This window comes from Paenibacillus sp. J22R232 (assembly GCF_056269165.1).
Genome location: NZ_JBWDNK010000006.1, coordinates 86,133 through 109,042 on the forward strand (window position 1 = coordinate 86,133; position 22,910 = coordinate 109,042).

Consider the following 22,910-nt stretch of genomic DNA (forward strand, 5'->3'; position numbering starts at 1 on the left):
ATTTTATAGTTTCGCGTCCGTTTTTTTTGGATTTCGCGAAAAGAGGGAATCACGGGTGACTCCCTTGATTCCCTCTTTCCTCTTTATATTGTCCGGGCGTTAATCCGGTAGATTTTTTGAACACCTCTGAAAAATGCCTGTAGGTGTGATATCCGACCTTATCGCTTACTTCATTCACTTTCATTCCTCGCAAGAGCCATGCTTTGGCTTTCTCCATCCGGCAACGAGTCAGAAATTTAATATAAGATTCTCCGACTACGTCTTTGAATAGCACGCTCAAATAAGTCGCATTCAAGCCTACATAGTCCGCCACCTCTTGTAGAGACAAATCCCGATACAGGTTCTGTTCAATAAATACCCGAGCCTGATTTACTGTCGAATGCTTTGTCTTCTCGCGAGATTCAATCGAAAGATCCGCAATGGTATGCATTTGACCACGAAACCATTGCAAGACCTGACCTCTCACGGCAGCTTGCTGAATTTCCAAATGAGGCATGTAACGGCTTTGAAATTCATCAGCTTTATTATTCAAGCCTGACTCTCTTGCTGCTTGCAGCGCCATATAGATAAACTTCAGCATTTCTCTCTCCACAATCTCGGGATCTGGCTTTTCCAGCTGTACCCAACGAATGAATTGCTCGATCTGTTCCATAATTCCAGCCTTATTGCCAGCCCTTATGCTCAGGAGCATGGACTCTTCCCACTCCAGGCTTCCTTTGGGTACCGTCATCGTAACTCCGAGCTCTTCGAACCGTACGATGCCCGTTGTATCCAGCAAACTCGCCGATCTTAAAGCGCGAATAGCTTCCTTATAGCTGTCAGCTGCCTTTCCCGGCTCCTTGTAAGTGCTTCCAATTCCCATTGAAGTATGCGTTTGGTCGAATTCATACTCAAGCTTATCCCAGATTTGACCCGCAGGCGCTCCAAAATGAAAAACTACGATCAGTCTTTCCTGTCCGTAGCGAATGTTTATGGCATCATAATCTTCATGCTTTGACAGCATAAAATGTCCGGAATAAGCAATCACGGTTACGCCTGTCACTTTCTTTGCATCCTCCCCATAAAACCCCGCCCATCTCGGCACCGCGTCATCCCCGAGAAGCAGCAAATCCAAAATCGACTTTTCGAGCAGCTCCAGATGGCTGTCATCCCATCTTCGCTTAATCGCAAGCGTTTGCTGCCGTTCGGTAAATTTTTGTTGCACTTTTCGAATGGCTTTCTCAATGCTTGCGATGGTAATCGGCTTATCCAAATAATCGGCTACGCCTAATTGGATGGCACGCCGGACATACTCGAATTCATTAAACCCGCTGAATACGATGCAATAGGTTTCCGGTGCTTCTCGCATCACTTCTTCAATTAATTCTAGGCCGTTCATGCCTGGCATGCGAATATCGGTCAATATAATGTCAGGCCGAACCTCGCGAAACAGCGCGAGCGCCGAAAGGCCGTCGCTGGCCGTTCCCTGCAGCTCAATCCCGAATAAAGACCAGTTGATCATGGTCTGCAGGCCTTGCAGGACAATATATTCGTCATCAAATACAACCGCCTTAAGCATGTACGGGTCCCCCTTCTTTGCGAAGCTTGAATCGGAGCTCGATCCTCGTGCCTGCGCCTATCTCGCTCGTTATTCGAATAGAGCTTGACGGTCCGTAATACAGCCGTAATCGCTCCTTGACATTAGAGAGCCCGTAGCCCTGCTCCGTCCTGCTCATATCGGCAATCCCTACCCCGTCATCTTCCACGATGAACAAAATGAACTCTCCTTCAATTCGTCCCGTCAACTGGATCTTCCCGTTTCCTACCTTCGGTTCTAATCCGTGATAGATAGCGTTTTCAACTAAAGGCTGCAATAATAGCTTCAAAATATCCATGCCCATAATCGCGTCTTCAATGCTCTCCTCATACACAAACCGATCCTTATACCGAATATTTTGAATCGTCATGTAGTGCTGGATATGCATTAATTCTTTATACACGGATATGGTTTCTTGGCCTTTGTTCAAGCTCAGCTTGAAGCTTTCGGATAAGGAGACAGCCATCTGCGCGACATCATGATTATTTTGAATCGTAGCCATCCAATAGATGGAATCAAGCGTATTGTACAAGAAATGGGGTTTAATTTGTGCTTGCAGCGCGCGCAGCTCCGCATCCCGCTCTTTCAGTTCGGAGAGCAGGAGCTTCTCGTTAAGCTCCTCATTCACCGATGCCATCCGCTTAAAGGATTCGCCGATTGCACCGACCTCGTCATGCTCGAAGGTCTCATCGAAAGCTCTAATGCCTTTCGTCCATTTCACCATCATTTTTTTGACCTGCAGCAACGGTTTGGTAATGCTTCCTGAAATAATGAATGAAATGACAAGCGCAACAAATGAAATAATGGATGCGATAATTCCCGTTGCCCAGCCGATTTTTGTAGATTCCTTCAGTAAATCCCTTAATGCTACGACATGGATAAAAATCCAGCCTGTTGTCTCATTTTTGTATTTCACACTCAAATATCCTTGCTCCTGCAGCCTGCCGTAAATAGCCGCTAAGTTGTCATCAATGATATGCTGCATGATGCGTGATTCTTGCGGATATATGAGCTGTACCTGGGAGTTTGAAGAATCGATAGCCAAAAACTCGCCGTTGCTGTTGCTCCCCGTAAAAATCGTATCAAAGATGGATTTGGAAATATTAATGATTAATAATCCGATCGGATCGCCGTCAATCGAGTCCGAATCGCGATATAGCTTGGCGGTTGAGAACGTTTTGGACCGATCTCCCAATACGTTTTGACCAAAGAAAACGATGGCCCCTTGTCGCTGCAGCGTGGACGCATACCAATTCGCTTCCGTAATCGGCTCCTTCTTATCCGCTCCTTCATAGATGCCCGTATCGTCGGAACGCCCCAGACAATAAGCTTCGAAATGCAGGTCAAACACGCATATGGAGTCAACATATCTGGAATCCAGAAAATTGTTGTTAATCATCTTTTGGAGCTCGTCTACCGTACGGTCCTTGATTAGGCTTTTCTCTTCTGCCGTGGCGGAGATGCTTGTCCTCAGGTCGTCCCTGATTCTTTCATTTAGAACAACGGAACGATTGAGATTAATAACGTTGCGGAACATTAAATCGGCAACCTCGCTGGACGTTCGCAAATGGTCCTTCGTTACCTGTTTGTTCGTTTCCAATAATGCGTCCTTTGATATATTAAACGAGATATATCCAACAAGCGCGAGTGGAGGAACAGACAATAAGATAAGCGCTGCTAAGAAACGACTTCTAATTTTTCGGAAACGGAATTTACGTATCCAGTCGAAGAGCCACTTCTTCATCAAATCCCGCCTCAAAATAGTCTGTAATCTAATTATTCATCCATATTACTTCACTCCTTCTACGATGCACAATAGAAGTTTCGCCTGAAAGACGCCGACCTAAATAATCCGGACATAAATCCAAAAAATCCGTACATGTAACGATTCGCCTTCACGAGCTTTTGGATTCGCTGCACGAGCAAAAAAGACTGTCCCCATCACCGAGATGAGGGGACAGCCGCTTTATAGGTTCGGATTAACTTTTCATGTTGAGCTTTTCTGCATAAAAGAGAGAATCATAGTGACGGCCTCTGCTCTGGATGCATGGTGAAGCGGTGCAAACTGACGACCGCCCTTCCCAGCGATAAGCCCCGCTTCAGCCGCAGCCTTTATTGTTCCCTGTGCATAAGCCGGAACCGCGCTTGCATCCACGAAATCCCGAGCTGTGAGCCCGGAAGCCTGCGGCTCCAACCCGAAAGCCCGGGCAAGCATCATTACCGCTTCGGTACGCGTCAGCTTCCTATCGCCGCGGAACATGCCATCCTCATAACCGGTCACGATTCCCGCAGCGTAAGCGGACTTAACCGCCGGCTTTGCCCAGTCTGGAATGCTGTCAAAGTCAGTTGGCAGCCGCTGGTCTTCGCTATTGCTTGGAAGCTTCAAAGCCCTCGCCAACAAGACGACGAACTCAGATCTCGTTACCTGCTGATTGGGACGAAACGAGCCGTCGGCATAGCCGGACACAAAGCCGAGTAAGGCAGCTTTCCGGATCGCGGACTCCGCCCAATGACCGGTAATATCGGTCAATGAGGGCTGCCCGATATTCACGGAGGCCCTGGTTTCAGGCTTCAATTCGATTACTTTCAAGTCCGACTGAACGAGCTTCACTTCATTCAGGGCGATGAATGCCTCTCCTCCCCCTGCGGCTTGAAAACGTATGCTCAGCAACGCTTTTTTTCCGCTCTCGCCAGCCGCTTCTCCTACCTTCGTATGCGCGAACCGCAGCTGGCCAGCTGCCTGCGACTTCGGATTGACGCTAAAGCCTGCCAGCTCGGATTTCGCCTCCAGAACCGCGAGACGCTTGGCATCGTAAGTTATCCCTATTTCAAAAGCATATACATCTTGAAGATCCATCCCCTCGATCACAACCTGGAACGTTTGGTTGACCTTCGGGTTCCCTTCCACTTGCAGATGGAACGATGGACCTGCTGCAGCTCCTGCGATCCCGGCTGTCAAAGTCATTGCATAAATCATGCCCGCCAATACAAGGATGCCTGAAAATAAAGTCCGAAGTTGTTTCATGTGTTCAACCACTCGCTTATGATCATTTTGGCGACTGCCGCTAGAACTTGGATATCAATCTCGCCTTTATTAAACAAATCAGCCGCTTGGACAAACTGCCAATCGGGATCGGATGACCGCGCCCCGTAATATTTGGCGATGATGGACAGATCATTGATCGTGATGCGAGCAGCCCCTCCCACGAGCGAAATAAGCGTTCCGGCAAAGTGCTGAACGGATGCCCGAAGCCCGTTCGCTGCGGCATCTACTTGCGACTGGCTGGCGTAAGGGTTGTTGCGGACGGTTTGTGCAAGTTGAATCGCTTGCTCCAAAGCCGCTATCGAAGCAGCCGGATATTGACCGATTTTGTTGCCGGGTTTTGCCGCGCTCAGACTAAGCTTCGCCTTATCGATTGCTTCGTCTAGAGCGGTTTTGTCCGTTATGACCGGAACGGCCGGATTCATCGAGCTCTTAAACGCCTCGACGCCTTCTGTCAGCTTGCCCAGCGCATCCGCTACCTCTTGCTCCGTAGATCCCGCAATGTTTTTGACAGCTGTCGCCGCTTCAATAATCGCTAACAGCTTGGATTTCGAGCCGACCGGATATTGTCCGGCATGGCTGCCTTCTACAGCTGCGTCCAGCCTGCTTTGCGCCTCGTCGATTGCAGCCGCCAAAGCCGCTTTATCCGCTATCACAATCGGTAGAGTAAGCGTGGAATCTGCGGCGTTTGTTGACAACCCCTCATAGGATAAAACAACATCAGAGAAGGTCAACTGCGTATCGCCGGCCGAAGCCATCGACCCTATTCGCAGATGAAGCGATAATAGATCACCGCCAACTCCTGAAAAACCGCCATTGTCATGGCTAGCTAGAATGAAAAGAATTTGGCCGGCTTCGACTTTAACAGCCGTACCCAAAACCATGAAGTGCTCCGCTAACGGCTGGATCGCGTTTTCCGCAAGTGACAGCGAGCCGTCTGCATTCGTAACGGTGTCGAAGCTCACAACGGCCGGATCGTATTTCAGAACCATCTGCATGGTCGTGAAACGGTTCGGCATTCCGTTAATTCCCATTGCGATCGTCAGCGCATGGCTTGGATAAACGTAATCGGGACCGCTAATGGTCGAGACAGGATCGATGTCAGCTTGACCGCTGATCGACACGATTAGCTCCCCAGTAATGCCCGAACCGTCTTTTGCGGCAGCGACAACCTTCACCTGTCCGTCCTTATGGGCAGTAAGCTTGCCGTCCTCTGAAATCGAAGCAATCTCGGTCTCCTCGCCGTTCAGGCTAAAAGCATGCCACTCGACCGCTTTCTCGTATGCTTGAGCAGGCAACACTGCAGCGGACATTTGGAGCACGCCGTTCTTAACTGCGATAGCAGCCGATTGTCCTTCCCCGCTGACCGAGATAGACTGAACGAGCCGTTTGACCGGGCCAAACACGTTGAGCTCATTGATTGACCATCTCCAGAATCCATCATGGGCCGTCTGCGTGATTTTGACATATCTGGCCGTTTGAGGCGACCATGACTGCTTCAGCACCTGCGCGCCTCCTGCGCCTTCGGCAGCTTTTGACCAATTCATTCCATCCAATGACAGCTGAATTAGGTATCCCCTGGCGTAATCGTAAGGCGCGCCTGCTCCGGTATCAAGCTCCACGCCGCTGACGAGCTGCGCATTGCCCAAATCCAATTGAAACCATTCTCCGCCGGTTTGCCCGGCTTCCGTTGACCATTGCCTGCCTGTATCTCCGTCAAAAACGAATTGGGGCAGCGTTCCGAAGGCCGTGGTGGAAGCTGAAGCGCTCCAGCCTGTTCTAACCAGCTTCTCATCCGTCACTGGCTCGGGTACGCTGTATGGATTTTTGAACGCCTGCCCGACTGGCGTTAGGGAATCCTCGCTGTCATACAACGTGGTGTAAGAACAGCCTTGATCATGGGCACAGTTGTCACCGAACCATGCATAGCGTTCGACAAACGGCAGCCCTTCAAGCATTGGAACGAGTTCCTTTAAAAATTTCACGGCCATTGCTTCTGAAGGCGTTTGGTAAGTCGTCCCAAATGGAATAGCGCCGATTTCGGTAATCCAGATCGGTTTTTCGTATTCGCCGTAAAGGGCCTCGAGCGTGCTCTTCAGCTTCGAAACGGCGCCCGGGTCTGTGAAATCAGGATAAAAATGCAGCGTGATAAAGTCGACGGGGTAGTGTTTAATCTCTATCTGCTCCATAAACTGCTTAAGCCAGTCTTTGCCCGCTGCATAGGAATTGTCATACGTATAGGCTACCGCGGGACTGCCCAATCTAAGTTCCGTCTCCATTAATCGCGGCCAGTCTTTAATCGCGTCATTGACGCTTGTATTCGACTGCTGCACCAATTCCGGCTCATTGTAGCCAAGCAAGCTGTCATATCTGCCTTCTGTTTTCCCTTCCTTAAGCTTATCGATCGTTTCATCCGTTATTGCACCCGGTCCCCACAGCATGGGCACGTAATCCATGGCTAGTGCGTCCCCCGTATAATCAATGGACCAATTGTACGTCCAGCCTAATCCAAGATCCGCCAGCTTGGAAGGTTCCGCAGCTAAATATTTGATGGCTGCCGCTCCTTTCTTATTGGCAATCGGCTGCGGCTGCTTCTCCCCTTCGGCAACGGTAATCGATGCCTCGGCTGTTAGATCCCCATCAATCGTTCTGACTGTAATGATAGCGCTTCCTGCATTTAACGCGGTGACCTTCCCTGTGAGGTCAACGGCCGCAACGAATGGGTTGCTCGAGCTCCAGCTGACGGATTTATTCGTCGCTTCCGCGGGAGTCACGTCTGCCGTTAACCAAGCCGATTGCCGCTGCTTCAGATTCAACGTTCCCGGCGAGACCGTAACCTTGCTTACTGCTGCAGCAGGCTGTTTGACGGAAACATTTAATTCGTTCAACGACCACCAATTCGAAGCAGCCGTCCCCGTCTGTACGATGCGCAAATATCTAGCAGTCCGTTTCTCAAAGGTTGCAACGGAAGCAGCCGAGCCTGTCCCTGAAGCTACTTCAGACCAATTTAATCCATCGTTAGAAATTTGTATGAGGTAGCTGCGGGCATAATCGCCTCCGGACTCCATTCTGACGGTATCGAAAGCAGCAGTCTTCCCCATATCGATTTGAAACCATTGGTTGCCTGATGGATTCTGCGCTTCTTGATTCGCCCAGCGCGAGCTTGCGTTTCCGTCTATCGCACTCGCTGGCGCAGCGTCTGAGCCTGTTGGCCTATATGCAGAGGCCGTCCATCCTGACCGATCAAGCACAAACTCGACCTCACCCGCTTCTTTGCCTCCGTATTCCGAAACGGTTTGACGGACATTGCCCAGCGTTGCCGCGGAACCCGTCTGGTTAATAACATGGGTTATTTCGCCGTTTCCGGCTAGGAATATGGATGTCGCGTGATGAATTTTCACGCCAGGCACATCTGGCACCTCGATTGCGCTATGCGCTTTCACGTTGGCATCCCTAAAGTAAGAATATACGCCTAACCCCCATGCTTCGTGGGTTTTAACCGTATCTGCCACCTTATAGGAGGCGTATCCATTCACAGTTCCCCCATTACTCATCCAGGATGCCTGATCGGGAACCTCATACGGAATTTCGGACTGATAGAAGTACAATCTGCCGCCTTCTCCGTTCCAGACCGTCTGGTATTCATTGTGATGCTCATTGAACAAGCCATAGATGGTGACGTTATCGCCGTTAACGATTAATCCGTTCAACGAATCGTTTGTCGCCCAGCCGCCGGCGCTAGCGCCATGGTCGGCACGCCATATCCAGAAGTGGTCGCCGATGACATGATTGCTGTTGATCTCGAGATTATTATCCGTCGTTCCCGCATGCGCTCCTCCTACGCGGAAGAACAGGTCATGTAGCGAAGCCGGATTGCTCGAATGATCCAGCTGGCTCCCTCTCGGCCCAACCTCCAGCAGGACGGGAGAAACCTTTTCGCCGGCATCGAATAGAAGGCTTGCGATGACGATGCCGTCAACGTCTGCGGTCGTCATCACCTTCTGTCCATGATCCGGAATCAAAGTCGCAAAGCCGAGCCCCATCACTACCGTATCAGGCTTGGTAACGTGAATCGTGTCCGACAGATGATAGATTCCAGGCGTGAACAGCACATGCTTCCCTTGCTCCAAAGCTTCATTAATGGTTGCCGCGCTCGCGCTTTCCGGCATTGCAATGTAGAACTGCTCAATCGGAATGGATTTGCCAGGCGTTGGACCGTTTAGCCAGCTTATGCCCTTGGCATCCTTCTGCAGCGACGGAACGAATACTTGATAGTTTCCGGCGTTGTCGATATAGAGATAAGGTTTTTCCCTGACAAGCGGGGTTTTCTCTACAACCGTATAGGGAGAAGCCGGGAAATCTCCCGATGGGGGCTGCTGATCGCCAACGAATACCATATTCCATACGCCATTAGACCAGCTGGCATACTGGTTGTTTCTTGAAAACCATTGCTGCTGGGAAGCCGGAACGATTCCTCCGTCCACTTTTGTGTCGGCGAGAAAACCGCCGCTGGCATACCCCGCGTTCCACGACGAGTCGAAATCGAACAATTCCAGCTGGCCTTTAATATGCACGCGGCGCATGGGGGCAGCCTGCGCAACCGCCCATTGCGCGGATGAGCCGCTTGGCGGAGCCACGCTGAAGTTTTCGGCTGACCGCCAGAAATTGACTAGCGCGTTCCCATTATTCCAATCCGCATTCGAGTTCACGGAGCCCCGGATCTCAACGTCATCGGGATTCTGCCCAAGTCCCGATACTTGCGTATAGAAGCCTACCTTTACGTTTACCTGGTCATAAATTCCCGGTTTGAATAGGATCGCATGTCTCTCTGCGCTAAATTCGCCTCTCTCTTGCGCGGTGAATATGGTGCCCGCTTCGGCTTGAATTTCGGATGTCGGCATGGAAGGATCCATAATATGAACATTAGGCCCAAATGGGTGATTGGCGGTCATGTCGGTAGATTCCAGATCAATTACCGGCGATTCAGCCGCTGACACAGCATTCCTTGCTGGGATAACAACCGCGAGTGAGAGAATAAGCAATAACGATAAAACCAGGCGGAACATCCTTCGGCTTGCCTGCAAACGGTTCGAATGGTGCAACATGGTCATGCCTCCTGAAATATGGATTTAGTTATAGACGTTGAGCTCGTGCACGGACCAATAATTAGCCGGAGCTGAGCCGGTCTGAACGATCTTTATATAGCGGGCGCTTACTTGAGGGAAGTCAATGGTAATGATAGGACCTGCTCCCGCTCCGCTGGCAATCGGGCTGCCCCAATTAACGCCATCGCTCGAAACGTAGACCTGGTAGCCTCTTGCGTAGTCGCCACTCCCGTTCGCATCCATCACGATTCGGCTAAAATGGCGTGCTCCAGTCATATCGACTGCAAAATACTGTCCCGTCGCTTGTGCCTGGCCCGTACTCCAGCGCGTCCATAAATCGTTGTCAAACATGTTCGCCGGCACGTCTCCGCTGGACGTACCGGACGTAGCGGTCCAGCCGTAACGGAACAACGGCGTCATCGATAACGATTTGTAGGTACCTCCAAGTACCGTCATATTGTCACTGGAATCGTAGAGCGTCGTATACGCGCATCCCGGATCATTCGAGCAATTATCATCGAACCAAGCATATCGCTCGACGAAGCTCAGGCTCTCAAGCATAGGAATCGCATTTTGCATAAACTGCCGGGCCCCCTGAACCGTTGGAGCGGATGACAACTGACCTGCATGAATTGCGCCAAGCTCTGTAATCCAGATGGGCTTCTGATATTGATTGTAGAGGTTGGTGAGCGAGACTCTCAGATTCTCAGCCGCATTCGGATTCATGAAGTCCGGATAATAATGTACGGCAATAAAGTCAACGTGATAGCCCCTCCCGGCTGCTGCATTCATGAAATCCTCTAGCCAGGTCTGTCCGTATGCGTACGTTTCGGCAGATAATGCGACGGCAGGACTGCCTAAGCGGAGCCCCGTATTCATCAAGGTTGGCCACAAATCGATTGCCGACTGTACGGTCATCCATGATTGCTCGTAAATATCCGGCTCATTAAACGCAAGCAGGTGTTTGAACTTCCCGGCGGCTTTACCTTGCGCAAGGGTGTTCAGTGTCGCCGAGGTGACGGCCCCCGGTCCCCAAATTTGAGGCACATACTCGATTGAGGTATGGTTTGTGCCCGTGTAGTCAATGGACCAGTTATAGGTCCAATCCACATCAAGATTGGTCAATTTGGAGAAATCAGCTTGTGGCAAGCCGCTCGCCAAATATTTGGAAGAGCCTACCCCTTTTTTCGACGCCGAGACTACCGGCACCGGAGTCGTCGTTGCACCGGTCGTTTTGCTGAATGCCGATTCATTGCCTGCTCCATCCTTCGCTTTGACTGCATAGCTATAGGCAGTCGAAGCCGTCAGATTCATGCTGCTGTACGAAGTCGTCGTTGTGGATGCAATTTTTGTGCCGTAGCGGTACACGTCATATCCCGTTACGGCTACATTATCCACAGATGGAGCCCAGCTTAAGTTGATTTGCGTTCCCGATACGGCCGAAGCCGCAAGATTCGTCGGCGCAGTCGGCGCTTGCGTGTCGGCTGCCAAGACAACCTGATATCCATCCTGTTGAACAAACAAACCTCCCCATACGAACATGAATGTGAAAAGTAGCTTAATGCCACGCTGCATTTCATTGCCCCCTTAAACGAAATGGATCATGCATTTATAATGTATACGTTTTCATTTTTGGGAACAATTGCTTCATTCTTTTGATTGATGTGCTTATTTTTTGGGTGGTTCCCTCTACGTCCTTCCGAAATACTAGAAATTAAAAAAAGGAGAACGCTGCCGGTCACAAGTGACGGCTGCATTTCTCCTAATTCCGTGCATACTATTTCGCATTCCCTTCCGGATCAATGAATCCTGGAGGCAGCATAGCTGTAATTCCATTGCATTAAACGCCATGTAATGATCAGTCTAACTATCCATCCTATTAGGATTAATATCGCGATCCATAAACAAAGTGGAATTGATCACGAGATGGCCATCCGGACAAGTTTTTCCCACAATCCGCCATCCTTGCTTATTCAACTGTGATTCATCAATCGCTTCATACATAATTTGTCTCATTCCCTCGGCCGTACGAATAGCCACAAGCGGACTCGAGGCCGTTCGAGTGATTTGTTCAAGCACCGCCCGTTTGTTTCTTACGAGACTAGCTACAAAAATCCGGTTATACGAGCCGTAATCGAACTCTGCTCCGTTCTCCATAATGACGTTCACTTTAGTCCTTAAGCCCATTTTTTCGAGGAAAGAGCTGGATGCTTCACAAGCCGCAGCATCGATATCGAGACAAATAACCTCAACGCCGTGGAATAGATGAATCATAATCGGACTTAGCGGCATTGGCCCGCTGCCAACAAACACTATCGGCGAATGCTCCGTCTGACCGCCTTCCCGAATCAGCTGCCTTAGCATGGACAGCTCCTCGCTGACCAAGGCCAAATATATGGACCAATAAGGCAAACGTGTGACAATATCCATGATGGAATCTCCCGCTCTGCAAAGCGACTGAGAATCAGCCAGCTCGACTTGGAATTCGGCTTTTGACAGTTTATCCTGCAGCGGTCGCTGGTTGAAAACCATATAATCATGGCTTAGAACCGCCTTCACCTCCTCGGGCGAGTAATAAGTGCGTAATTGCTGCGAAAGGCGCCCGATCATGCTCGTCACCCGTTGATTGGCAGGAGAGAGATCTTCTTCGATGTGAAGAAGTTCATTTAGCTCGCGAATAAACGCGATAAAGTCATCCACCTTTTGCAGGCTTGGGCTATTCCTTGTTTGTATAGCGGCAGCGTTAGGAAAAATCTCCATTTGCCCACTTCCTCCTTCATACAGCATCCTCGTTGTTCTCTCTTCGAATATATTCGTAAGGTCGACAATCTAGACGAGTCCTCTGATTGGATCACTAGCGAACGTTGCTGAGCGAACAAATGGGGAATGCGTATACTCAAAGGTTAAAAAAGACGATGAAACGGCCATACACAACAATCGCCCCGCTTCCATGCAAGGAAACGGGGCGATGATTAAATGATTTCGAGCTCATCAATGCCCGGCATGGCCCTATGTGGCGAATGCGGCTCCAGCTGGTACCAGTACGCTACGGATGCAATATCATCCTGCAGCGGTAAATATCGGCCGTGGGAGCGCCAGCCAAGAGCCTGTACCGTTACCTTCAGATCCTCATTGAAACGAATCGGATCCATGACATGGAACCGGTACATCCCGAAGCGTTGATTGGCTTTGTACAACCCATCGGGCTTAATCGCTTGATGCATGCCAAGAAACGCGGTCGAATACGTCACATATTGTCCGTTCATATCCCAGTTCCAAGCGCCACCGAAATAATCTTCCGTTCCTGTTCCGCAAATGGTTGGGTATTCCTTATCGCCGTCCATGAAAAACTTCAGTTCGCCTTCGCCCCACCAGTTATTGCTGTTTACTTGCCAGGCAAGGTAAGTGCCCACATAATGGCCTTTCCCCTTGATGCCGTCAACGATGGTATGAACGTCCTTGTATGGAACCGGGTTGCTGCGGCGCCACTGTGCATGGAAATAAGCCATGTCGCCCGGCACCTCCGTCAGCGTGTAATTGATTTGGTAATAGAGCTGCGTCGCTTCATGTGAAATGTTTTCCATTACGATGCGCGCTTTTTTGCGGAACGGCATTTCCCAATAGCTATTAAAGCCGCCTGCCGGGTTCACGGCAATCGGAAGTGCGTTTACGAGCGCCCGCTCGCCCCAGCCGTTGCAGAAGAAGTCGCCTACCGGCACGTATACGGAAGGATCCGTTTCATCATCCCAATATATTTTGAAAATCAATGAGCGGACCGACTGATGCGGACAGGTTAGCCAAATGTTTTGGATAACGCCTGGACCGTCCATTTCCGCCATCGTAAATGCAGTATTCCCTTCTATTTTTACCGACGGGGAAACCTTCCAGCCCACGCCTAGATCACGAGCCGCTTGCGCACCCGTACCATCGGCAGCCATAGCTCCCTTCCCTTTCTCGCCCGTGAAGTTTTCAGGCGATATCGATCGCGTCAGCGCATTCGATACGCGCGCCAAATTGCCTAGCCCCATTCCGAGTCCATTAAAATGATTCATCTTCTATTCCTCCTGGTTTGTTTATTTTCACCACCGGTCATTCACTTGTACTCTCGCTTTAGATGATCATGTAAGCGCAACCATATTTCCGGGCGGACCATTCATTTTCCGTTAACGTCCGAGCGTCGACAACCATCAACTAAACCGTGAAGAATATCCTTATCGCACCAGCCAACGTTTTAAACCACTCATCCCATGAATCCCTTTCAAAAAGAGAACGGCATTTCCTTCGGCATCACCTTCCTATTATGAGCAGGAGCCACGACATTAACATTAACTTTAAAGTTAACCTAAAAACCAATTTGCTATTCAATTCATTAAAAATATGCACTTTTCTATGATAAATGATGTTGTTATCAGAATGGAAGCCCCTATAAGACTCATATTTTGAATGTTCAGGTTAATGAATGCATTCCAGCGTTTTTCTAAATCATTATGTCTTGGCAAAAACGGCAAAATGGGCTGCCTAATAAGTCATTCATTTAATGATGGAATATCCCCTTTGTTATTTAAGGTAAAGAGCAAACTGCACATAAACTGCACATTTAAATATTCTTCCGATCGCCATTGCTCAGGGATTCCTTTGAATCAACGAGGATAGGCCCCAATCCCTTCACAAAAACGAACGCTGACGCTTCTCCAGAATCATTTAAATGCTCCGTTTACCATCATTTGCTGAAGAGATCAGCAACAGACCAAAATTAAAAAAAAGCGTTGCAGGATAACCTTCTGCAACGCTTTGTTTCATGGAATTTAGTTCTTATTTTCGATTGTTAGAGCTGTTTCTTTAGCGAGCGGATACCTTTTGAGTCAGCCTCATCCTTTATTCCGTCATGCTTATTTATTGCTGTGAGCCAACACTTTAAGCAGAACAGTCACTGCTTCGGCTCTTGTTGCAAGGTCTTTAGGAGCGAATGCATTATTTCCTTTTCCTTGCATAAGCTCTGATTGCTTCATGAAAGCTATGCTGCCTTTTGCCCAAGCCGGAATGCGTACTTCATCTGCAAATCCGGTCACAGCATTCGCTTCGCTTGCATGACCTAATGCGATTGCGATCATTGCTGCCATCTCGGCACGTGTAATCTCGGCATTCGGACGGAAGCTTCCATCTTCATAACCGTTAATTATACCTGCTTGCAAGGCTTGTCCAACCGCTATCCGAGCCCAGCTTCCAATACTCGCGGCATCCGAGAAAGACAACGCCTTTCCATCACCTTGCGGCTTTAACGCATTCATCAGCATGACGACGAATTCCGCACGAGTTACAACTTTAGCTGGTTTAAACGTGCCGTCTACATACCCGTTTACGATGCCGCTGTTCACTGCCTGCTTAATATTTGCCTCAGCCCAGTGACCGGAGATATCGCTAAAGTTAACGTTTACCGGATTAGCATCGACTGCTAATACTGCAAACTTCGTAAAGTGATCAACGGTTACGGTAATTGTATTGCCGCTTACTTTGCTGCCGATGACTTCCACCCAAACCTTGTTCGCTTCGTCATAGTAGAATATGGCAGCTCTTTGATTGCTCGTTACGCTTGTCGGATCGAACGCTAAGCTCAATGATACCGGTTTTTTGAAGTTCCCCGTTACATTTTTCAGAAGCTCGTACACCGAGCTGAGTAACATTTCTTGCTTCGTTAACAGACTTTGAGCATTCTGTATTTTCTCAATCGTAACCTTCAGTTCTTGATTTACCGAATCTGCCGGAATAGTCACTTTAATGTCATCCGTTAAGCTTACCTCGCCTGCACGACCTACTGGCACAGTGATAGCGCCATTTGTAGATGTGATGATGTTATTTGGCGTTGGCGTAGTTGACGGTGATGATGGCGTTGGAGATGCTGTTGGACCGTCTGTTGGCGGCGCAGCATTTACTGTCACCGTATATGTGACTTTCGTAGTTCCATCCTGTGCCGTCACAATCACTTTCACGCCTGTTGCCAAAGCTGTTGCTACGGTTGCCCCGTCCGCTTCGTACACGCCGAACGACGCATGTGCTGCTGGCGATATCGCATTCGAAAACGCAGTTAACGTCGTTCCGAACGGTATGCCCGTAATCGTCTCATTCTCTGATCCGCCTGTGCTTACCGTACCTATTGTCGAAATCAGCGTTGCTGCCGAACTCGCTGGTTCCGTCGCTGGGAATACCGCGGTTACAATGCCTGGATTCACTGCATTCGTTGCTAATGCACCAGCTACTGTAAAGCTATTCTCTTCCAAACCTGTTAATGTGTATCCTGCCTTCGGCGCGATCGTGATCGTTGCTGTATACGCTGTATTTGGAGCAAAATGCTCGCCCTCTGGCGACCAACTGATTGCTGCTGCGTACTCCGTTGTATCCATTAGGGTAGTTACTGGTGCTTCTTCATGGACGGGTACTGTTACTCCAGTTATCGCCGTGGCCGTAATGACTGCTGCTGTTGCAGGGAATACCGCGGTTACAATACCTGTTTCTATATCATTTGATGCGGATGTCGCTCCGAATACGGTATAGAAATCTTCGTCAACGCCTGTTAACGTGTGTCCTGGCTTAGGGTTAATGGTTATTGCTGCTGTGTATACCGTATTTCCAGCGAAAGTACTGTCAGCAGGCAACCAATTAATCGTCGCTGTATAATCATCCGTTTCCGGCAGCACGGCTACTGGTGTTTCACCTGTTACTGGCACTGTAACGCCAGCAATAGCCGCTGTCGTAATCGTCGCTGCTGTTTCTGGGAATACCGCTGTAACAACGCCTGAATCCGCATCATTCGTTGTCGTTGTTGCTCCAGATACCGTAAAGAAGTTTTCTTCTACACTCGTTAATGTGTACCCTTCCTTTGGTGTAAGCGTTATGGTCGCCGTATAGGCTGTATAAGTTGAGAAAGTGACGGATACAGGTGCCCAAGCTATTGCAGCCGTATATTCGTTAGTATCTGCCAAGACGGTTACCGGAGCTGCTCCTGCCTCAGGTGCCGTTACGCCAGCAATGGCCGCAGTCGTAATTGTCGCTCCTGTCTCCGGGAATGCTGCTGTTAAATCTCCTGAACCCGTTTCATTGGAAGCTTGTGCCCCAGCAACGGTATAATAGTCGTCGGTTACACCTATTAATGTGTATCCATCTTTAGGAGTAAGCAAGACAGTCGCTGTATATTCTGTGCTAGGCGCGAAGGTTGCATGGTCTGGTGACCAGCTGACCGCAGCACTGTACTCATCTGTATCCAGCTTGGTTACTGGCGTTGCGCCAGCCACTGGCACGGTTACTCCAGTAATGGCTGCGACAACCGTTGCATCTGTTGCTGGGAACAATGCTGTAATTACGCCTGCATCCGTATCATTTGATGCAGCTGCTCCAGCGACTTTGAATACGTTTTCCGTTACGCCCGTTAATGTGTGACCATTCTTCGGCGTAACCGTTATTGTTGCCGTATAAGCTGTATGGGTTGCAAATGTGGTATGAGCGGGCAGCCAAGCGATTGTTGCCGAATACTCCGTCGTATCCGCTAACGTTGCTACCGGGGCTTCACCTGCTGCTGGCACAGTTACTCCATCAATCTCAAAGCTTGTAATGGTGACAACCTTGATATGATCTGCAATGACATTTAACAGTTGTTCATAAGATGCCGGCTGGTCGCTTGTTTCCGCTGTTCGGACATAAATTTTATCTCCTGCACTGACAAGGATATTGTCCACGCTTATTTCATTTGCGTTAACCATTGTGTATGATCCATTATTGATCTTATACTCCAGCTCATCTGTCACATCTATTAACATCGTTGTTCCCGGATTTGTTCCGGCTTCCAGATCTGCTTCTGGTGCCGCTTCCGGCTTGATATCCGCTCTGCTTACCGTAAATGTTTTTGCAACTGTATGATTTGCTGTTAACCGTACAATAATTGTGTCGTTAATACTAACGCTAATATCATCTGAAGAACCTGCGAAAGGAATGTAGGTACTACCATCCGTAGAATACTCCATGCCAGTTACAAAGTAGTTCAGCTTTGCCGTTCCGCTTTCCGTTCCTTGCGACAACGAACCTTTCCATAATTGAGGGTACTGACCTGATACAAAATACCAAATCGATTGATCCCAACCGCCGAATGTGGCAGCATCTTGCATTAGGGCGGTTGATTTAGGATCACCTTTACCCGTATCCGATCTTCCTGATGTTGTGCTGTTATAGTAGCTTCCGTTAAAAGATGTAGATCCTGGATAAATCCCTAACAAGCCGCCAACATCATAACCAGTTCCGGTTACTACGCCTGTGGAATAGCTGTTGACGACTGTCCCGCCAAAATAACCGTTATTTAATCCAGCCAACCCGCCTACATTATTTGTACCTGTCACACTTCCAGTGGCATAACTGTTTCTTATCGGACCTTCCATATTGTAGCCGACTATTCCGCCTACGTAATCTTCTGTTCCCGTTATATTCCCAGTGGCATAGCTTTGGCTAATCGTACCTTGGTTTTGTCCAACCAGCCCTGCTACATATCCGAGCCCCGTAACATTAATGGTCGTAAAACTGTCTATTATCGTTCCATTGTTCAGCCCTGTTAATCCTCCAACTCTATTAGCGGGGCCTGCTCCAGTGACAACGCCTGTTCCGGTTACTTGGCTATTACGAATCGTTGACCCGTAGTTATTTCCAACCAGGGCACCAACAGCACTACCCGTTTGATCCCCTTTCGAACCTTTAACATTCACGTTCTCCAGGATCATATTGCTCAAGGAACCGCCTTGTATAATTCCGAAAAGCCCTACCTGGTTAGCATCTCTATCTATTTTTAAATTTTTAATTTTAAAACCATTGCCGTCATAGTTTCCTTGAAACATTTTATCATCATACCCATAACCATTGAAGACATGATACCCGATCGGATCCCAGTTTGCGTATGCGCTTAAATCAATCTCTGCGGTCTGTTTAAAATAAAGACCCCAATCCAAATAAGTTCTCATCTCGTCAAGTTGAGCCGCCGTTGCGATCAGATAAGGGTCGTTTGCCGTTCCTGTCCCCCCTGCAAATGCTGCCGCATGCGCCTTGTCGCCTCCAACAAACAGCCCGCTAACCCCGCCTAAAACCATCAACATGACTAACGTGATGGACATTCCTTTCGTAAACCTCGTACTCAATACTGTTCCTCCTCAACATTTTTACTCACAATCCAAAACAAGCATAGCAAACGACAATGACGGGGAAATGACAAGCTTCGACAAAAATAGACTTTCGTTATAGATTGACTAAAGCATACTAATCCAAATAATAAAAATGGAGCAAACATGAATGAAGAGACATGGCATTGGCATTGTAAAAGAAAAAGAAGCAATTCAGGCAATGCAAAAATCCCGATTACAAAAATGGCGCGGCATGCGCGTTTTTTGTAATCGGGATTTATTGATTCCCAGTAGAACCCTCAAACTATTTAATTGAGGCTCCTCTTTATGCCGACAAGTCGATATCGTCTTTGGCATGGAGCCGGTCATGCTCCTTCTTCTCGATCCACCCGCCTACGCGGATAAAGAAAAAGGCGGTAACGATCGTGAAAATGACGATACCGTAAAATCCTGCCCCAATGCCGATTCCAACCCCGCCAGCGAATAAGATCATTGCCGCTGAAGTAAGCCCTTTTACCTCGAAGCCTGTTTTCATAATAAGTCCCGCGCCAAGAAATCCAAGACCCGAAACAATCTGGGCGGTTAAGCGCATCGGGTCCATCATCGTTCTTTCATGCATATGGCCGTATCTCGCTACGCTCTCAATCGATACGATCGTGATAAGCGCGGAAGCGACAGTCACGAACGTATACGTCTTCACGCCAGCAGGCTTGTTCTTGTGCGTACGGTCGAACCCGATCAGCAGCCCTAGGATCGCGCTGATCAAAATACGGAAATACATTTCAAACTGGGTAAAAAAATCAACAATAAATGAAATAATCTGTGTCATTAACCCGCCTCATTTACTTAGAAACACTCCCGTTTCCACCGGAAACCGGCGAACACGAGCTTCGTTCAATAATTTTGCTGCTTACCGTAACGTGGTCCGCATAATCGCCTTCAAGCACGCCGAGCTTATGCATCAGCTGTTTGACCGATTGCGACCCAAGCTCCGATGGTTGAAGATCCATGCCCGTAAGGGATGGCGTAACTTGGTGCATCATCGACAAATCGCCGCATATAACGAATAGCGAAATGTCCTCGGGTACGCTCAAGCCTAGCTCATTAATCGCATTCAATACGCTGAATGCCGTGCGGTCATCATCGGCGATTATGGCCGTCACCTTTTCTTTGCGTTCGCCTAGCATACGGATAGTCTCATCATAGCCATAAGTCATATATTCATCGGAGTGAATGTCAGGCTTATAGTGTACCATATGCGGCTGCAGCCCAATCTGATGCTTCTGCATCGCTTGGGCAAACGCTTTTGTTCGCTCAATGGAAACCGTCATGTTCCTTCCTGCGTTGAGGAACATCAGGTTACGGTGACCAAACCCGATCAAATAGTCGCAAATATCCAAAATAATCTTGTTGTTATCGTTGTTTACCGTTGTCGCTTCATGCAGGCCGTCGTTGATGATTTGGCCAACCGTGACGAACGGTACCTGGTTTTGATGGAGAAGATTGATGCGCTCATCCTGCTCCGTCGGTCCAAGGACGATAGCACCGTCAATCGGATAGCTTGCTAGCGACGGCGTTTTGACCTCCTCGATCGGAATCATGTCCAATAGGACGCGATAGCCGTAGATGGAAGCCTCCAGTACGACGCCATTGATAAATTGGTTATGGAATACGCTGAAGAAAAAATTTCCGTGCGGTATCGTAAGCCCGATCGCCATCGTTTTTTTGGTGACCAGGCTGCGTGCAATATGGTTTGGAACGTAATTTAGTTCCCTGGATACCCGCAGCACCTTTTCAGTAACCGTTTTGCTGGTGCGTCTTTTCTGGCTGAACACATTGGAAACCGTACCTTTTGAGACGCCCGCGAGCCGGGCGACATCATCGATTTTTGCCATTTTTGCCTGAACATCCTCTCACAGCATGCTAAACCTCGTCCCCACAAGCAGCCTGAGTCAAGCCTCGTTTGCAAGCTCGTTGTGAACGCCTTTCAGCTTCAATTCCTCCGCGTAATGACAAGCTGTGAAATGATTATAGCCTACTTCGCGCAGCTCGGGAACTTCTTTCACGCATTTTTCGGTACGATAGGCGCATCTTGGATGGAAATGGCAGCCGCTGGGCGGATTAGCCGGATTCGGAACCTCCCCCTCCAATATGATCCGATTTTTTTTCAGCTCCGGGTCGGGCTGCGGAACGGCAGACATCAGCGCTTCGGTATAAGGATGCTTAGGCTGTCCAAACAGCGACTCGCTGGTCGCTAGCTCTACGATTCTCCCTAGATGCATGACGGCTACCCGGTCGGATATGTTCTGCACGATGGAAAGATCATGCGAGATAAAAATGTACGTAATGCGGAATTGCTCCTGCAAATCCTTAAGCAGATTGATGATTTGCGCCTGAATGGATACGTCCAAGGCAGATACAGCCTCATCGCATACGATAAGCCGCGGCTGCGTAATAAGCGCTCTGGCGATGGCAATCCGCTGCCTTTGCCCGCCGGAGAAAGCATGCGGATAACGTCTTAAGTAGCTCACGTTCAAGCCTGTTTTCTCCGCAATTAACGTAACCTTTTCTTCCACCTCGGATTTGCTCAGCTTGAAATTAGCGATAAGCGGCTCGGAAATGATGTCGAAGACGCTCATCCGCGGGCTAAGCGAGGAATAAGGATCCTGGAAAATCATTTGGATTTCCCTGCGATAGGTTTTCGAGCCCTTGCCCTTCAGCTTCAAAAAATCGATTTGCTGCCCGTCCTCCGTATGGTAGATGACTTGGCCCGAGGAAGCGTCCATCCCCCTCACGATGCAGCGGCCCAGCGTAGTCTTGCCGCAGCCGGATTCACCGACGATGCTGAGCGTCTCTCCCTCAATCAGCTCGAAGGAGATATGGTTAAGCACCTGAACAGAAGCAGGCTTGCGGAAAAGCGCGGTTTTGGATTTCACTTGGAAATCCTTATTCATATCGACGACATCTAAAATAGGCTTAGGCTTGGTCATTGCGCTGCTCCTTCCTGACGGTCCGAGTACAGGAAGCATCGGACGGAATGCTGGTCCGTAATCCGGGTCTTCGGCACGGCGCTCTTATTGCATACGCCTTCCATTCGATCGCTGCAGCGGTCGTAGAACCCGCACATCGGCGGCATGTTGATCGGAATGGGAACCGATCCTTCAATCGAATCCAGCCTCTTGGTCTTGTCGCCGCCTAATCGCGGCATCGACTTCAGCAGCCCCTTTGTATACGGGTGCTTCGCATTGGCGAAAATCTCTTTTACGGGTGCCTGTTCAACGATTTTCCCCAAATACATGACCGCAACCTCGTCGCACATTTGAGCGATGATGCCCAGATCATGGGTGACGAGCAGAATTGCCATACCGAACTCGGACTGCAGCTTTTTCATCAGCTCCAGCACTTGTGCCTGAATCGTTACGTCAAGCGCTGTCGTCGGCTCGTCGGCGATCAGGATTTCCGGGTTGCAGGATAAAGCCATCGAGATCATTGCCCGCTGGCGCATCCCGCCGGAGAACTCATGCGGATATTGGTCGAATCGTTTTTCTTGATCGGAAATGCCGACCTTCGCAAGCATTTCCAATGCGATTTTTTTCGCTTCTTTTTTATTTTTCGTGCGATGGATTCGGATTGCTTCCATCAGCTGATTCCCGATCGTGTACATCGGCGAGAACGCGGTCATCGGTTCTTGGAAGATCATAGCGATCTTCCTGCCGCGAATCGAACGGATTTGCTTGCCGTTTGGATGGAGCGACAACAGGTTCAGCCGATTGAGCGATGCTTCCGACTCCGAATGGTATACGATGTCCCCGGTCGTTTCGCATTCTTTCGGGTTGATGCTAATAATCGCGCGGCTCGTAAGGCTTTTTCCGCAGCCAGACTCTCCAACGAGGCCTAAGGTTTTGCCTTTATGAATCTCGAAATCGACCCCGTCTACCGCGTTCATTATCCCATTGTCCATCTTGATTTGAATATTCAGGTTTTGTACGGACAATAAAGGTTGCCCGGTCTGAGCAGCTTGAGCCGTCATGCTATCC

Annotated in this window: 13 protein-coding genes; 1 reads left to right on the plus strand and 12 read right to left on the minus strand. The window is 49.2% G+C overall.

The window, feature by feature from the left end; translation table 11 throughout:
• Positions 1–49: 49 nt before the first annotated feature.
• The 8 genes from AC0YN3_RS19400 to AC0YN3_RS19435 all read right to left on the minus strand — a co-directional run bounded on the left by AC0YN3_RS19400 (position 50) and on the right by AC0YN3_RS19435 (position 18,891).
• A complete protein-coding gene (locus tag AC0YN3_RS19400; RefSeq protein WP_475776618.1) occupies positions 50–1,558 on the minus strand; it encodes a response regulator in 1,509 nt (502 codons plus the stop codon).
• Complete coding sequence (locus AC0YN3_RS19405) at positions 1,551–3,320, minus strand: sensor histidine kinase (RefSeq protein ID WP_475776619.1); 1,770 nt, start codon at positions 3,318–3,320, stop codon at positions 1,551–1,553. The genes AC0YN3_RS19400 and AC0YN3_RS19405 overlap by 8 nt, the downstream gene beginning before the upstream one ends.
• A gap of 243 nt (positions 3,321–3,563) precedes the next feature.
• Positions 3,564–4,601: an S-layer homology domain-containing protein gene (locus AC0YN3_RS19410; protein WP_475776620.1), complete on the minus strand. Its 1,038-nt coding sequence runs from the start codon at positions 4,599–4,601 to the stop codon at positions 3,564–3,566.
• Complete coding sequence (locus AC0YN3_RS19415) at positions 4,598–9,724, minus strand: glycosyl hydrolase (protein ID WP_475776621.1); 5,127 nt, start codon at positions 9,722–9,724, stop codon at positions 4,598–4,600. The genes AC0YN3_RS19410 and AC0YN3_RS19415 overlap by 4 nt, the downstream gene beginning before the upstream one ends.
• Positions 9,725–9,748: 24 nt before the next feature.
• Positions 9,749–11,299, minus strand: a complete 1,551-nt coding sequence (locus tag AC0YN3_RS19420) for a glycosyl hydrolase (RefSeq protein WP_475776622.1) — start codon at positions 11,297–11,299, stop codon at positions 9,749–9,751.
• A 288-nt stretch (positions 11,300–11,587) separates the two neighbouring features.
• Positions 11,588–12,484 (minus strand): nicotianamine synthase family protein, encoded by an 897-nt coding sequence (locus AC0YN3_RS19425; protein WP_475776623.1) that lies wholly within the window; start codon positions 12,482–12,484, stop codon positions 11,588–11,590.
• 212 nt (positions 12,485–12,696) lie between these two features.
• Entirely contained in the window at positions 12,697–13,776 is a 1,080-nt protein-coding gene (locus tag AC0YN3_RS19430; protein WP_475776624.1) for a glycoside hydrolase family 172 protein, read from the minus strand.
• Between the two features lie 837 nt (positions 13,777–14,613).
• Positions 14,614–18,891 carry an S-layer homology domain-containing protein gene (locus AC0YN3_RS19435; RefSeq protein WP_475776625.1) on the minus strand — a complete coding sequence of 1,426 codons (4,278 nt, stop codon included), beginning with the start codon at positions 18,889–18,891 and terminating at the stop codon, positions 14,614–14,616.
• Positions 18,892–19,042: 151 nt separating this feature from the next.
• On the opposite strand from AC0YN3_RS19435, the gene AC0YN3_RS19440 reads away from it, so the two are divergent.
• A complete protein-coding gene (locus AC0YN3_RS19440; RefSeq protein WP_475776626.1) occupies positions 19,043–19,189 on the plus strand; it encodes a hypothetical protein in 147 nt (48 codons plus the stop codon).
• Positions 19,190–19,198: 9 nt separating this feature from the next.
• Here AC0YN3_RS19440 and AC0YN3_RS19445 read toward each other — a convergent pair whose 3' ends face one another.
• The 4 genes from AC0YN3_RS19445 to AC0YN3_RS19460 are packed head-to-tail and all read right to left on the minus strand — an operon-like array spanning position 19,199 to position 22,903.
• The gene (locus tag AC0YN3_RS19445; RefSeq protein ID WP_475776627.1) at positions 19,199–19,702 is read right to left on the minus strand and encodes an MgtC/SapB family protein; all 504 of its coding nucleotides are present in this window, start codon (positions 19,700–19,702) and stop codon (positions 19,199–19,201) included.
• A gap of 13 nt (positions 19,703–19,715) precedes the next feature.
• Positions 19,716–20,768 (minus strand): LacI family DNA-binding transcriptional regulator, encoded by a 1,053-nt coding sequence (locus AC0YN3_RS19450; protein ID WP_475776628.1) that lies wholly within the window; start codon positions 20,766–20,768, stop codon positions 19,716–19,718.
• Positions 20,769–20,825: 57 nt separating this feature from the next.
• Complete coding sequence (locus AC0YN3_RS19455) at positions 20,826–21,863, minus strand: ABC transporter ATP-binding protein (protein WP_475776629.1); 1,038 nt, start codon at positions 21,861–21,863, stop codon at positions 20,826–20,828.
• Complete coding sequence (locus tag AC0YN3_RS19460) at positions 21,860–22,903, minus strand: ABC transporter ATP-binding protein (RefSeq protein WP_475776630.1); 1,044 nt, start codon at positions 22,901–22,903, stop codon at positions 21,860–21,862. Before AC0YN3_RS19460 ends, AC0YN3_RS19455 begins: the two co-directional genes overlap by 4 nt.
• Positions 22,904–22,910 lie beyond the last annotated feature (7 nt).